Source organism: Cellulophaga fucicola, from assembly GCF_900119145.1.
GTDB classification, from domain to species: Bacteria; Bacteroidota; Bacteroidia; order Flavobacteriales; family Flavobacteriaceae; genus Cellulophaga; species Cellulophaga fucicola.
Window position 1 is genome coordinate 45,045 of record NZ_FPIY01000008.1, and the last position, 14,518, is coordinate 59,562.

Here is a 14,518-nt window from a genome sequence, read left to right on the forward strand (position 1 = left end):
TTTTATTCAAAAATAAGAAATCAAAATAACTATTTTTGCAAAAACTTTTTTATGCATTTTTTATCTTCCTTACTAGAAAATTATATTGCCAATAACTCTGAGAATGAACCTGAAGTTTTAAAAGAACTTACCAGAGAAACACATTTAAAGGTAATACAACCTAGAATGCTTACCGGGCATTTTCAAGGACGTGTACTTAGTATGCTATCTAAGATTAGCAACCCTGAAAATATTTTAGAGATTGGTACTTACACTGGGTATTCTGCTATTTGTTTAGCTGAAGGATTGCGAAAAAATGGAAAACTACACACTATAGATGTTAACGAAGAACTAAGTTATATACAACAAAAGTATTTTAAAAAAAGTGGTTTTGCTGATAAAATTGAAGCGCATGTTGGTGATGCTCTTAATATAATACCAACTTTAGACGTTACTTTTGATTTGGTTTTTATTGATGCGGAAAAAAGAAGTTATCCTGCTTATTTTGAAGCTGCTCTTAAAAAAACAAGACCTGGAGGCATTATTTTATCAGACAATGTACTTTGGTCTGGTAAAGTTATAGAACCACTAAACCCTAAAGATGTTGCCACAAAAGTATTACTAGAATATAACAAAAGTTTAAAAGATGATCCTAGGGTAGAAACTGTTTTACTACCAATTAGAGATGGCCTTACGCTAAGTAGGGTTTTGTAAGCTTTTTACTAAGCTTATACAATACAAAAGCAAAAATTGTACCTACCAATGCACCAACAGTAATATCTAAGGGGTAATGTACACCAACATATATTCTACTTGTACAAAATAGTATTGGCCATAAATAAGCTAGATAAATCCACTTGTATTCTTTTCGTAAAACAAGAACCACAATTGTTGTTAAAGAGAATGAAGAAGATGCGTGCCCAGAGAAAAAACTATATCCTTTAGCCTTTACCACTACACGTATAAGGTCTCCTAAGGCAGTATCACTACTTGGCCTTACTCTAGCTACAAAATCTTTAGTTAAATTGGTAAGCAACATTACAAAAAGAAAAACAGCAACTATAGTAAAAAAATCTACTAATGCTTGTTTTTTAGGTCGCTTGTAAAAAACTAGAATAAGAAAAAAAATATAAAGCGGAATCCAAGTTGTTATATTGGTCACTATAGACCAAAAATAATCATACTCTTCTAAACCAAGATTGTTTAAGTATATAAAAGTATCCCTATCCCACTGCAAGAGTTCATCTAACATAAAATTACTTTCTCTTAATTACGCCAGTAATGTCTTGTACATCCTCTTTTACCTTAGTAACACCGTCTTTGATGTCTTTGGTAAAGCTAGTATCTATACCTTGCTTTTCTGCGCTTTTAGTAATTTCTTGTTTAATATCTTCGGTTGCGTCTTTAAGCTGACGCATACCTTTACCCAAGCCCTTTGCGATATCAGGAACTTTATCTGCACCAAAGACCATCACCACGATAAACATAATGAAGAAAATTTCGCCTCCGCTAATAAATAAGATAAACGTTGAATACATATTACAAATATAATCAGAAGTTTGATTGCACCATAAAAAAAGTCCCACATCTTGAATAATTAACAAGTGTGGGACTCTCTATTTTTTTTAAGGCTGAAACTATTGCTTCACATTTCCTTTAAATTTATCAAAACCTGACTTCACTTCTTTAGCTGGCCAAGAGTTGTTTGTTGTATCAATATCAGCAGTTTCTGCTTTAGGATCTACAACTACACCTGTTAATTCTTTCTGAGAAGAAATTACTTTTTTAACCTCTTTATCACTCATTCTCCAAACTTCTGCTGGGTAAGTAACATTCTCTTTAGAACCATCTGCATAACTATATTCTACTATTAAAGGCATTGGTATACCACCTGGCTTATTAAAAGTAACTTCGTAAAAGAATTTTGGTTCTTTTACAGCTGCTCTTTCTGCTGCAGTTAAGTTATCCATCATAAATTCTTTTAATGTCTTAGATACATCTGATGGGTTTTTACCTTTTAAGTTAGCATCAAAATCATCACTATCCATATCTGCTAGAAAAACCATTGGTGGTAAGTCACTTAATTTTAAGTTTCTTTGCTCCATTACATCTCTAATTTGCTTTGGTGGCTTGTTAGACACTTGGTATTTTTTAACTTCTTTAACTCCCATATCTACGTAATCTGTAGTATAGAACCAACCTCTCCAGAAATAATCTAAATCTACTGCAGATGCATCTTCCATAGTACGGAAGAAATCTTCTGGTGTTGGGTGTTTAAACATCCAACGATGAGAATATGTTTTAAACGCATGATCAAACAACTCTCTACCCATTACTGTTTCTCTTAAGATGTTTAATGCAGTTGCCGGCTTACCGTATGCATTATTCCCCAATTGATACACATTTTCTGGGTTAGCCATAATTGGTGTAATAAAACTTTGATCACCAGCCATGTAAGGTACTATTTTAGAAGGCTCTCCTCTTCTAGATGGGTATTTAGCATTTGGTGCAATTGCATCTGGAAATTCATCTCCAAATTCTTGCTCTGCCATATATTGCATAAAAGTATCTAAACCTTCATCCATCCAACCCCACTGACGTTCGTCAGAGTTTACAATCATAGGAAAAAAGTTGTGACCTACTTCGTGTATAATTACACTTATCATTCCGTATTTAGTTCTATCAGAATATGTACCATCTTCATTCGGTCTTCCGTAGTTCCAGCAAATCATTGGGTATTCCATACCTTGTTGCTTTGCATGTACAGATATTGCTTTTGGATAAGGATAATCAAAAGTATGAGCAGAATAAGAACGTAACGTATGTGCTACTGCTTTAGTAGAATATTCTTCCCATAATGGGTTACCTTCTTTTGGATATAAAGAAACTGCCATTGCTGTTTTACCACTTGGCAATTTAACATTTTGCATATCCCAAATAAATTTACGTGATGTTGCAAAACCGTAATCTCTTACGTTCTTAGCAATAAACTTCCACGTTTTCTTGTCTTTAGAGAAACCTTTTTCTGCAGCTTCTGCTTCTTTTTGTGTTACTATAACTACTGGCTTATCAAAAGACTTCACTGCCTTTTCATAACGCTTCATCATATCTTTAGAGAATACTTCTTTTCTATTCTGTAATTCTCCTGTTGCATCTAATACGTGATCTGCAGGTACTGTAATGTTTACTTCGTAATCTCCAAAAGGTAAAGCAAACTCGCCACTACCCCAGAACTGATGGTTTTGCCATCCTTCTACATCACTATAAACTGCCATTCTTGGAAAGAACTGAGCAATTACATAGGCTTTGTTACCGTCTTTAGCAAAAGACTCGTATCCAGATCTTGCTCTACTTACTGTATGGTCTGGTATGTTGTACCACCACTTAATAGAAAAAGAAATTTGATCTTGACTTTTTAATGCTGTAGGTAAATCTACACGCATCATAGTTTGGTTAATTGTATAAGGTAAATCTTTACCGTTAGATCCTTTTACATGCTGAATTTTAAATCCACCATCAAATTCTGCACCTTTCATATGAGAACCAGCAAACTGACTTACAGGCACTGCACCGTTTAAAGAAGAACTATTTCTTAACGCAGACTTATTTCCTTTTTCACGTACGTTCTGATCTAACTGAACCCATAAAAACTCTAAATCGTCTGGAGAGTTATTAATGTACGTAATTGTTTCTTCACCGTAAATTTTTGAGTTTTTATCATCCAACTCAATGTCCATTTTATAATTGGCTTGTTGTTGGTAATAAGCTGGTCCCGGAGCACCAGACGCAGACCTATATGCATTAGGAGTAGAAAACTCCTGGTACATTTGTCTAAATTTACTCTGGTTGGTATGGCCAGCTTGTCTTTCTGTTTGTTCTTGTGCTTGCACCATTACAGTGGCAAACATAAATAGAACAGCAGCTAAATAGTAGTTAATTTTGTTCATTTTCTATGGTTTTATGTAGGCGAAAATTAACACTTTTTTAGCGATTTGTTAAAGCAACTCTAAAACTTTAACATTCCTTTATTATTTCCACGGGTTAGAACAACACTTTTCTTACTTTTTAAGAACTTAAAATGTACTATGTTTTTTTGTTCTTCATATATATCTGTAAGTATAGTACTTTCTGCCTCAATAGTTTTAAGTTCTTCTAATTTAACATTTTCAACCTCTAGATATATTACTATGTTATCTACATCGTATTCTCTACCTATATAATTAACCTTAACTTCTTCTCCGTTTATGTAAATATGAAACTTTTGCTTTAGATATTTTTTTATATAATCTTCAGCTTGTTTGTTCTCATTTTTAGTCGCTAAATTAGATTTTATGTCATAGCGTTGCTTTAACAACTCATCAAAATCATCTATAAAAACCCTAGACGTTATTTGTAGTGTATGCTCTTTATCAGAATAATTAACACTAGTTACACTTACATAGTATTTATGTAGCGCAACAAAAGCAAAAAGGGGCAACACTAATAATAAAAATCTTTTTTTAAGCATGATATGTAGTTTATAATCACCAAAAGTAAGCAATTGGCGTGCCAAATATATGACGTAGTTTATTTATTTAATTTGATTGAACACCTATTTTTTTTGTCTTAAATTCCATACTTCTTTTGCGCAAATACTCCCATATTTTTAGTTGGTCTTTTGTATTTATTACAACCTGAAAATCATCTTTAAACTCACAGTACCACATAAACAAATCTATTTTATCTTTTTCTATCCCTAATTCATTTACAAATAACGAGTCTGCATAATATCTTTTAACACGCATAGTTTTCTGGTATCTACGATTACGCTCTACTCTTTTCTTTAATAGTTTGGTTTGTCCGTTTAATGCATTTATTAACGATAAAATTGGTCCGCCAGACATTGATGAGTACAGTGCACGTTCATCTGAAGATAGTGTTTTTACATTTTGATTAGGCAACCCCAATGACCTACCATCAACAACAGGTTCTAAAGTTAAACTATTTAAGTCTGTAGCAATATTACCAGATAAATAAAATGGTTTTACTACTACCTCTTTTAACTCTGTTAATGCTACTTCTAAAGCTACTACCCAATTATTCTGTTGTAAAATAGCAGCAGTAATTACTATTTTTTTATTTGTAAACTGTACTGCAGAAAACTCGATGGTATCTTTTTCTTGCGCCGGAATAGAAAAGTACCCGTTTAAATTTGTAATTGTAGCTTTATTACTTGTTTTATTTAATACGTAAACACCAACAACTTCTTCTGTTGTACTGGTTACCGTACCTTTTATATCTATACTTTTATTTTGCGCTACGCCAGCTTGCACAAATAAGACAACCACTAACAAACAGAATAGTTTTTGCATATTATTCTTTTTCTTTTAAAAATGACTTAGCCTTCATTTTAAAGAATGCTTTTATAAATACATCGTTGGGTTGCAACATAAAAGCATCAAAATCCTCATCTTGCTCACAATATAAAATATATTCTTGCAAGCGTTCTTTTGGTATTTTTAGCTTACTAAGAACTGTAGAATCTAAATACTTGCGCTGCATTTTTTGGCTTGTTGCATAACGCTTATTTCTAGCCACGCGTTCTTTTAACATTTTAGTACGGCCACTTAAGTAATTTATAACCGGATCTAATGAGTTTTTAATACCATCAAAAGACATCGTTTTACCAGAAATTAATTCTCTTTCTGCTAATTCTAATGTTTTTACATTTGCATGAACAAAACCTAAACTCATTGCTGTTACTTGTGTTCTTTGATCCAGAACAACCTCATCTAACTCCTCTAGAGTTTCATCTAAATTGATTATATAACTTTTAAGGTCTAGTATTTTTTGGGTGATAACAATCTCCCTATTTTTAAACTGCACAGCAGAGAACTCTATAGTATCTTGTAAACGTACCGGAATAGAAAAAGAGCCATTTTCATTTGTTATAGATCCTTTATTGCTAGTTTTATTTAATACATAAACACCAACAACTTCTTGTACATTACTAATTACACTACCTTTTAATTGTACAATCTTATCTTGCGCAGTAGTTAGTTGAGTAGCAGTAACCAAAAACAAGAAAAATTGTAACTTTTGCATATTTACTCTTCTTTAAATTTTAAAAAAACCTCGCTTTTTTGTCGTAAAAAATCCCAAACAATAAGTTTATTTTTCTCCTTAAAAATACCATCAAACCTTTTGTCGTACTCGCAATACAGCATAAACTCATCTATACGATCTATAGGAATGTCTAAACTTTTTGAAAAAATTGAATCTACATAACTACTTCGCAATTCTTGACTACGTGCATAGCGTTTATCTCTAGAGATTCTGTCTTTTAGCATTTTTGTACGACCACTTAAAAAGTTTATTAGTGGATCTAAACTCATATAATTATTACCATTATTAGCCGAAAATAATTCTCTCTCTGACAAAGGCAAAACTTTTACATCTGCATTTGGCAATCCTAAGCTTTTTGCTGTTATAAAAGTTCTTTGGTCTAAAACAACCTCATCTAACTCTTCTAAAGTTTCGCTTAAATCGACTAAATAATTTTTAGAATCTAATATTTTCTGGGTGATAACAACCTGCCTGTTTTTAAATTGTACAGCAGAAAACTCTATGGTATCTTGCAAACGAACCGGAATAGAAAAACTTCCGCTTTTGGTAGTAATTGTTCCTTTACTTGTTGTTTTATTTAAAACGTAAACACCAACTACCTCTTCTGCTTGGGCTACAACAATACCTCTTAATTGCACTACTTTTTCTTGTGCTGTGCTTATTTGTGTAAACGCAGTTAAAACTAAAAAACAGTACAATTGTCTCATCATTATTTATCCTCTATTGGGTTTTCATTTTCTTTTAAAAAGACCAAGCTTTTACGAACTAAAAAGTCCCAAATAATAAAATCGTTTTTTTCTCTAGCAAGAGAATTAAACTCAGAATCTACCTCACAATACAATATAAATTCTTCTATGCGGTCTCTAGGTATGTTTAAATCTTTTATAAAAACGGAATCTGCATAAGAATTTCGCATTTCTTGACTACGTGCATAACGCCTATCTCTGGCTACACGCTTTTTAAGCATTTTAGTACGACCATTAATTGCGTTTAAAAGCTTGTTCATATTTATGCTTAAACCACCAAACATAGGTCCGTGATTTGCATCATGCAATAAGCGTTCGCTTTGTGGCAGCACAACAGCATCTGCATTTGGCAAGCCCAAACTCTTTGCAGACACAAAGGTTCTTTGGTCTAAAACAACCTCATTTAACTCCTCTAAAGTTTCTTCTAATACTATAATGTTGTTTTTACTTTCCAACATTTTTTTAGTTACTATAATATCTTTTTTCTTAAACTGTACAGCAGAAAAAATTATAGTATCAGTCTCATTGGCTGGCATAACAAAAAAACCATTAGCATTGGCTATAGTTGCCTGCCCGCTAGTTGTGTTTATAACATATACACCTACCACTTCTTCTGCGGTACTCATAATAGTACCTTTGACTGCCTTATAAAGGACAACCTGCCCGTTTGCAAAGAAACAGGCACATATAAAGATTAAAAAAAGTAGATTTTTCTTCAAGCTTTATAGTTTTTTATATTCCTTACTATGGGTTACAAGAAAATCTATAAGCTGAAATTCGTTAGACTTTTTCAACAATGTTTGAGATGGTATTTTATCATCACAATACTGTAAAAAATTATCTATTTTATCTTGAGGTATTCCTAAATCAGTTACAAAAAAGTCATCTTCGTACACCTGTCTTAAAACTCTACTTATTTTAATTTCTGGCACTTTTGCTTTTTCGTCTTTTTTCTTTTTAGACTTTGTTAAAGCCTTAAAAAGATTTACAAAATTAATTCCATTTTGCAAACCTCCGTTTTGAATATCGGTATTTGCAACGTTGTTAACAATAGTAGTACGGTCTATCTCGTACTCTACTTCTTTAAACTCTTCATTCTTAAGTTCTATAAATTTTTCTTGATCTTCTGGGCTAACTACAACCTCGTCTAGTTCTGTAACTTTTTCGTTAACATCTATTACCAAACGGTTTTTCTTTAAAATAGCCTCAGTAATAAATACTATTTTAATTTTATAATTTAAAGCTGTAAAAGCTAACTGATCTCCTAATTTTACATTTATAGCAAAATCACCGTCTTGATCTGTAACTACAGCATCTTCTGCAGTAACATTTATAACATCCAAATCTGGCACATTAATATCTCTATAGATAACAGTACCTCGTAATAGCGTACGCTCTGCATCTTGTGCAAAAACTGTTACGGTAATTAGTAAAAAAAATAATGCAAGTAAATTGTTTTTCATAGGGGTTAGTTTTTACTACTCAGAAAATTATTTTCTAAGTATCACTTAAATATAATGAAATGCAATTTACATTCAAAAAAAATAGAGTACCATTAAACTTTTGTTAATTTGTAAAATTGAATTTTAAGAATCTTTTAAAAATATAATGCATGAAAAAATTATTATTAGCTAGTACATCTACCCTTTTTGGAGAACGCTATTTAGAATACATATTACAAGATGTTGCTTTATTTTTTAAAGATGTAGATACCGTAACCTTTATACCTTTTGCCAGGCCAGGCGGCATAAGTCACGATGACTACACAGAAATTGCAGCTAAAGCATTTGCTAAAATTGATAAAAAAGTAATAGGCCTACACACCTACAAAAACCATAAAGAAGGCATAGACCAAGCGCAGGCTTTTTTCTGTGGTGGCGGCAATACATTTGTTTTGGTACAACAACTGTACAGCCAAAATGCAATGCAACATTTAAAAGAACGTATTACCAACGGCACACCTTATATGGGCACAAGTGCAGGTAGCAATATTGCTGGTATTACTATGAAAACCACTAACGATATGCCTATAGTATACCCTCCAAGTTTTGATACTATGCATTTGGTAAACTTTAATATAAATGCCCACTATCTAGATCCAGACCCTAATAGCAAGCACAATGGCGAAACCAGAGAAACTAGACTAAAAGAGTTTCACGCATATAACAACACACCCGTAGTTGGTTTAAGAGAAGGCAGTTTTTTACTTGTAACTGCAAATACAATAGAACTTAAAGGCAAGCATACCGCTCGTATTTTTGAAGTTAACAAAACACCATACGAAAGCAAAACCATTGATTTTTAAAATACTGACGTGCCATAGATGTTATTTAACGGATACCAATTGCATTTTAACCACAGTTTTAGGTTGCCACACATCTTTACTTTATTTTTGTTAGCACTGTTTATTTGCAAAATATAACACCCCTATTGTATGAAAAAATTAGTTTTTGGATTATTTTTAAGTACTTGTCTGTTTACCAGTATACAAGCACAAGTTAAAATTGGCGAAAATCCACAAAACCTAGACGCTAACTCAGTTTTAGAATTAGAAAGCACCAATAAAGCTTTGGTAATTACTAGACTTAGTACGTTACAAATGGATGCAATGACTCCTTTAAACGGAGCATTAATTTACAACACAGATACCAACTGTGTACATTATTACAATGGCACAATTTGGATTAACTTATGTGAAGCAGAAAATGCAGGCGATATTAACTTGGTAGAAAACCCTGCCAATACATTTACATTTACAAATGCTGCAGGCGTAGAAACTGTTTTTGAAACTCCAGAATTTACAAATAACTATACAGGTTCTGGTGCTAGCTCTATTACTAGTGGAATAAAAGTGACAGACGATGGAAACACGGTTAATATTGAAGTTTTTCAGTTAGACGGCGCTTCTATTTTAGACGGTACCATTAGCGGAGCTAAAATTACAGATGATGCCATTAAAGCTAACCATATAGGAGATAACGAAATAAACAACACCCACATAGCAGACAACTCGCTAAGTGCTGTAAAAATAGCCCCAGGTGCAGAAAGTCAAGTTTTAAAAACACAAGGAGGCACTACTGTTTGGGGAACTTTAGACGCTACTAGCATTGCAGGTCAAGATTTAACTGCAGATACATCTATAGCACTAACAGGGACACCTACTGGTTCTTTATTAGAAACTGTTGGCATTTCTGTTGCCGATGGTGGAATTACGAATGCTAAATTAGCTGCAAATGCGGTTACTACAGACAAAATAGCAGATGAAACAATACTTTCTGAAGACATATTAGATGGTGCAATTGCAACACTAGATATTGCAGATGATGCCATAATTACCTCTAAAATAGCAGACGCAAATGTTACTACTAGCAAAATTGCTAACGGCACAGCTAATCAAGTTTTAAAGACAAATAATGCTGGCGATGGCGTAGAATGGGGAGCACTAGACGCAAATAATATTACAGGTCAAGATTTAACTGCAGATGCATCTATAACACTAACAGGAACACCTACTGGTTCTTTATTAGAAACTGTTGGTATTTCTGTTGCTGATGGTGGAATTACGGTTGCTAAATTAGCTGCAGATGCAGTTACTACAGATAAAATAGTAAATGAGACAATACTTTCTGAAGACATATTAGATGGTACAATTGCAACACTAGATGTTGCAGATAATGCTATAACTGCTGATAAAATAAATGCAGATGTTGCTGGCTCTGGGTTAACAAAAAACACAACTACTGGTGCTTTAGATGTAGATGTAACTGCCTTGACGGGTGATGGTAACATTACGTCTACCGACTTAAATGTTACAGGTGACACTAATGCTTTATTGGGCGATGTTAATTTAGAGATTAACCCAAGTGCAGTTGGTGCAAATGAAATTGCTGACAAAAATATTACACTAACAAAATTAGCAGATGGTACTGCCGTAGGACAATTAATGCAATGGAATGGTACCGGCTGGGTTTTAGTTGATGCTACTACCTTAACAGCAGATGGATTAATTGGTAACGAAGTTACCGGACCAACAGATGCCACACTTGTTGTTTCTGGTTCAGGAACCGTAGCAGATCCATTAACTCTAGATGTTAGTGCAGGCGGAATTAATACGGATGAACTGGCTGACAATGCCGTAACAACAGTAAAAATTACTGATGCAAATGTTACTAGGGATAAAATTGCTGATTTAGCAATTAACGATGCTAAACTAGACAAAACAAATATTTCTCTATCTGGCTTTGCTGTTCCAACGGGCGACTTATCTATTGGTTCACAAAAACTAACCAATGTTTTAAACCCTACTGATGCGCAAGATGCTGCAACAAAGTTTTATGTAGATGCAGCAGTTACAGCAGGAACCACTGCTTTAGCTTTAAAAGAAGATAGCGCAAATAAATCTAATGACGGTACTTTAGTTGATAACTCTGTAACTGATTTCCCAACAGAACAAGCTGTAAAAACATATGTTGATAGTAAAACTGTTAGTGGTACAACAGGGTCTATCTTTTTTGCTGATGCAACAGGCCAAGCTACAGAAAACAATAGTCAATTATTTTGGGATAACACAAACAATAGGTTAGGAATTGGAAGAACAAACCCGCAAGACAAATTGGATGTCGAGGGACAAATTAGAGCAAGAGATGGATTCGCTGCAACTGGAGGAACAGTTGGCCAACCATCTTATGGTTTTTATACCAATGGAGATACAAATACTGGAATGTTTAGAATTGCTGAAGACCAAATTGGTTTTTCAACTGCTGGTATTCAAGCTATAACAATAGACGCAACTCAAAACGTTGGTATTGGAACTACATCCCCAAATTCTACATTACATACAGGTGGCTCGTTAGCTACTGCAATATTAACTACAACAGGCAATTTAACTCTTTCTGATATTCACCACACAATAATAATTGGTTCTGATGGAACTATCGCACTACCCGCAGCCAGCACTTGCCAAGGTAGAATTTACATTATTAAGAATCCAGATACAGCAACTATTACAGCATCTCCTGATTATTCCGTAACTTTTACTCCTGGTTCTTCTTATTTAGATTCTATGGGTAACAACAACCCAACATCACTTCCTGCTGGTATAACAAAATTACAAAGTGACGGTACTAACTGGCAACAAATAAACTAGTATGAAAAACTTACTTTACATATTTTTATGTTGTAGTTCTGTTGCCGTAGCACAAAATGCCATGTATAACAATGGTAGCATACGCATACATGATACGGGTACACTTGGGCTGCATACCAACCTTATTAACGATGCTCCTTTTGATCAGAATTTGGGTACACTTGGTTTTTATGGTCAAGTAACAACTAGTGTTACAGGTGCGTTTATTCCTGTTTTTTATGATGTAGAAATGTACAAGCCTTTTAGTTCTGCTATTCTAGAAACTTCTATTACAACTACCAATGCATTAAACCTTGTAGATGGCGACTTTGTTACTCTCCGTAACAATCCGCTAGAGAATATAAAACTAACACAAGACGCATTTACTGTAGGCGAGTCTAACCTATCTAAAGTAGATGGGTATATGCTAGTAGAACAAAAGCAAAACTTCTTTTTTACCGTTGGCGATTCTGGCTACATAAGACCTTTAACATTGCAGTCGCAAAGCGAAAATGTAACCGCTAAGTGTGCATACTTTTTCGAAGATCCTAACTTTCCATCAACCTTTAGTACAAGTTTTAATACAAACAGCAAACAAAAAGAAGTTAGAGACGTTAGCACCACAGAATTTTGGGACATAGATAGCAGTTTACCATCTACTGTTAGTATTTCTTGGAACGACCGTAGTAATATAGCAAACCTAGTAGACGAGTATTACCAAGTAGGCATTGCGGGTTGGCACAGAATACAAAAAAGATGGGTTAATTTGGGTAGCGTAGACCCTATTGGCGATCTTAACCAAGGAGCAGTAACATCAGAAACTTTTGTACCTAACGATTACGAAGTTATTACATTGGCTAAAATGGCAATTCCAACAGAATTGTTAGATCTAGAAAACTACTATGTAAGTAATAATGGCGATGGTGTAAACGACTTTCTTGTAATTCCAGAACTAGAGTTATCTCCAAACAATCGCATTCGAATTTTTGATAGAAACGGACTTAAAGTTTTTGAAAAAGATAACTATCAGAGCGAGTTTAATGGCTACTCTAACATAAACAATAACGTATATAAACGAAACGAAGGTTTACCAAGTGGTGTTTATTTTTACCTTGCTTTCCTAGACGATCTTCAACTAGAATACCAAGGATTTTTATATCTAACTGGTACAGGCAACTAAGCTTATTTTGCATTAAATAAACGTTATATTTTAAACAAACAGTTGTATACTCAACTTAACACACATTACTACTGAATAGCTTTAATGCTAGTAGCTTGCTATATTTCAAACCCAAATTACAAAAAATCTATTTCGTCTGTAAGAAAACAACTTCGCTAACATACGTAAAAACAACATATTTTATTGTATTTTTATGCTAATTACATTATGTAATTAGCACACTTACTTGCTATTGTTTTATCCAAACAGCTAGCATTAAAGTCTACATACATATACATATTATAAGCTTTCACAACATATATTGTATGCAAAGCTATTTCTTTTAGTAATTTACAACTGTTAACCATTACATACACAAATGAAGATTAAACAATTATTACTCATAGGTTTTTTAGCATTAGCTCAATACTCTTTTGGGCAGGTTAAAATAGGAAATGACATTAACACAATACACCCCTCCTCTATTTTAGAATTAGAAAGCACAGACAAGGTGCTTATACTAACTAGAGTTACAACTGCACAAATGGCTACCATTACCCCCCTAACTGGCGCTATGGTTTACAATACTGATGAAGGCTGTGTGTTTCAATACAATGGTATTTTGTGGCAATCTCTATGCGACACTAGTTCTTTTAATGAAACAAATACGGTTATTTTTGATAACAACGACGGAACTTTCTCTTACACAAACGAGAATAATATCACAGTAACCATTACTAAAGCCCAATTGGCAGATAATGGTGATGGTACATTTAGCTTTACAAATGGTAATGGTAGTCCTGTAGATTTTGTAGGTACAGACAACCAAACAATAAGTACAGACGGAACATCTGGTAATATAGCCTTAGAAGATGGCGGAACTTTAATTTTAAATGTTGATGATGCAGATGCTGATATCACAAACGAATTAAATACAAACTTTACACTAAACGGTACTGCTATAGAAATTACAGATGCTGGCGGAACAATAGCGCAAGACTTAAACGGAACTTTTGCTACAGATGCAGAAGTTGGTGTTGTTGCAAGCGCAAGTGCAGCAGCCATACAAGCAGTACAAGACGATGTAGATTTAAATGAAGCTGATGCAGATGCTGCTATTGCTGCTGCAAACACGGCAATCGCTCTAAAAGAAGATGCTGCTAATAAATCAACTAATGTTGCTTTAGGAACTTCTGACGATGCATTCCCTACTCAGAATGCTGTTAAAACTTATGTAGATGCGCAAGTTGCTGGATCTACACAAGTAATTGTAAGTACTGATGCAGACAATGATGTTACTGCTGGTGCTGATGGTGGTGCTTTTTATAACGATGCTACACTACAAACAAACATTACAAACAATACAACTGCTATCACCGCAGAAACTACAAGAGCTACGGCTGC

Annotated in this window: 14 protein-coding genes; 5 read left to right on the forward strand and 9 right to left on the reverse strand. The window is 33.9% G+C overall.

Annotated features, from left to right (window positions below):
• Positions 1-51: 51 nt before the first annotated feature.
• Positions 52-693 carry an O-methyltransferase gene (locus BT107_RS16710; RefSeq protein WP_072304985.1) on the forward strand — a complete coding sequence of 214 codons (642 nt, stop codon included), beginning with the start codon at positions 52-54 and terminating at the stop codon, positions 691-693.
• Here the strand turns inward: BT107_RS16710 and BT107_RS16715 are convergent.
• The 9 genes from BT107_RS16715 to BT107_RS16755 all read right to left on the reverse strand — a co-directional run bounded on the left by BT107_RS16715 (position 671) and on the right by BT107_RS16755 (position 8,293).
• Positions 671-1,231 (reverse strand): phosphatase PAP2 family protein, encoded by a 561-nt coding sequence (locus tag BT107_RS16715; RefSeq protein WP_072304986.1) that lies wholly within the window; start codon positions 1,229-1,231, stop codon positions 671-673. The genes BT107_RS16710 and BT107_RS16715 overlap by 23 nt on opposite strands.
• 4 nt (positions 1,232-1,235) lie before the next feature.
• Positions 1,236-1,517, reverse strand: coding sequence for a Sec-independent protein translocase subunit TatA/TatB (locus tag BT107_RS16720; protein ID WP_072304987.1), 282 nt, complete (start codon positions 1,515-1,517; stop codon positions 1,236-1,238).
• Between the two features lie 99 nt (positions 1,518-1,616).
• Entirely contained in the window at positions 1,617-3,926 is a 2,310-nt protein-coding gene (locus tag BT107_RS16725) for a M1 family metallopeptidase (RefSeq protein ID WP_072304988.1), read from the reverse strand.
• A gap of 59 nt (positions 3,927-3,985) precedes the next feature.
• Positions 3,986-4,486: a DUF6702 family protein gene (locus BT107_RS16730; protein WP_072304989.1), complete on the reverse strand. Its 501-nt coding sequence runs from the start codon at positions 4,484-4,486 to the stop codon at positions 3,986-3,988.
• Positions 4,487-4,553: 67 nt separating this feature from the next.
• A complete protein-coding gene (locus BT107_RS16735; RefSeq protein WP_072304990.1) occupies positions 4,554-5,330 on the reverse strand; it encodes a carboxypeptidase-like regulatory domain-containing protein in 777 nt (258 codons plus the stop codon).
• A gap of 1 nt (position 5,331) precedes the next feature.
• The gene (locus BT107_RS16740) at positions 5,332-6,063 is read right to left on the reverse strand and encodes a carboxypeptidase-like regulatory domain-containing protein (protein WP_072304991.1); all 732 of its coding nucleotides are present in this window, start codon (positions 6,061-6,063) and stop codon (positions 5,332-5,334) included.
• Between the two features lie 2 nt (positions 6,064-6,065).
• Positions 6,066-6,794 carry a carboxypeptidase-like regulatory domain-containing protein gene (locus tag BT107_RS16745; protein WP_244543139.1) on the reverse strand — a complete coding sequence of 243 codons (729 nt, stop codon included), beginning with the start codon at positions 6,792-6,794 and terminating at the stop codon, positions 6,066-6,068.
• On the reverse strand, positions 6,794-7,549 hold the full coding sequence (locus tag BT107_RS16750) for a carboxypeptidase-like regulatory domain-containing protein (protein WP_072304992.1): 756 nt from the start codon (positions 7,547-7,549) through the stop codon (positions 6,794-6,796). The genes BT107_RS16745 and BT107_RS16750 overlap by 1 nt, the downstream gene beginning before the upstream one ends.
• A gap of 3 nt (positions 7,550-7,552) precedes the next feature.
• A complete protein-coding gene (locus BT107_RS16755) occupies positions 7,553-8,293 on the reverse strand; it encodes a hypothetical protein (protein WP_072304993.1) in 741 nt (246 codons plus the stop codon).
• A 149-nt stretch (positions 8,294-8,442) separates the two neighbouring features.
• Between BT107_RS16755 and pepE the strand changes: the two genes are divergently transcribed.
• The 4 genes from pepE to BT107_RS16775 form a co-directional block, all read left to right on the forward strand.
• Complete coding sequence (gene pepE, locus BT107_RS16760) at positions 8,443-9,135, forward strand: dipeptidase PepE (RefSeq protein ID WP_072304994.1); 693 nt, start codon at positions 8,443-8,445, stop codon at positions 9,133-9,135.
• Positions 9,136-9,264: 129 nt separating this feature from the next.
• Complete coding sequence (locus tag BT107_RS16765; protein ID WP_072304995.1) at positions 9,265-11,976, forward strand: beta strand repeat-containing protein; 2,712 nt, start codon at positions 9,265-9,267, stop codon at positions 11,974-11,976.
• A 1-nt stretch (position 11,977) separates the two neighbouring features.
• Positions 11,978-13,135: a T9SS type B sorting domain-containing protein gene (locus tag BT107_RS16770; protein ID WP_072304996.1), complete on the forward strand. Its 1,158-nt coding sequence runs from the start codon at positions 11,978-11,980 to the stop codon at positions 13,133-13,135.
• 358 nt (positions 13,136-13,493) lie between these two features.
• Positions 13,494-14,518, forward strand: a 1,025-nt coding sequence (locus BT107_RS16775; protein WP_072304997.1) for a hypothetical protein, incomplete at its 3' end; no start/stop codon positions are given.

Coding starts and splice junctions, on each gene's coding strand:
- BT107_RS16715 (WP_072304986.1), bottom strand. CDS start 1,231: ATGTTAGATGAACTCTTGCAGTGGGATAGGGATACTTTTATATACTTA.
- BT107_RS16710 (WP_072304985.1), top strand. CDS start 52: ATGCATTTTTTATCTTCCTTACTAGAAAATTATATTGCCAATAACTCT.
- BT107_RS16735 (WP_072304990.1), bottom strand. CDS start 5,330: ATGCAAAAACTATTCTGTTTGTTAGTGGTTGTCTTATTTGTGCAAGCT.
- BT107_RS16765 (WP_072304995.1), top strand. CDS start 9,265: ATGAAAAAATTAGTTTTTGGATTATTTTTAAGTACTTGTCTGTTTACC.
- BT107_RS16745 (WP_244543139.1), bottom strand. CDS start 6,794: ATGATGAGACAATTGTACTGTTTTTTAGTTTTAACTGCGTTTACACAA.
- BT107_RS16720 (WP_072304987.1), bottom strand. CDS start 1,517: ATGTATTCAACGTTTATCTTATTTATTAGCGGAGGCGAAATTTTCTTC.
- pepE (WP_072304994.1), top strand. CDS start 8,443: ATGAAAAAATTATTATTAGCTAGTACATCTACCCTTTTTGGAGAACGC.
- BT107_RS16755 (WP_072304993.1), bottom strand. CDS start 8,293: ATGAAAAACAATTTACTTGCATTATTTTTTTTACTAATTACCGTAACA.
- BT107_RS16770 (WP_072304996.1), top strand. CDS start 11,978: ATGAAAAACTTACTTTACATATTTTTATGTTGTAGTTCTGTTGCCGTA.
- BT107_RS16725 (WP_072304988.1), bottom strand. CDS start 3,926: ATGAACAAAATTAACTACTATTTAGCTGCTGTTCTATTTATGTTTGCC.
- BT107_RS16740 (WP_072304991.1), bottom strand. CDS start 6,063: ATGCAAAAGTTACAATTTTTCTTGTTTTTGGTTACTGCTACTCAACTA.
- BT107_RS16730 (WP_072304989.1), bottom strand. CDS start 4,486: ATGCTTAAAAAAAGATTTTTATTATTAGTGTTGCCCCTTTTTGCTTTT.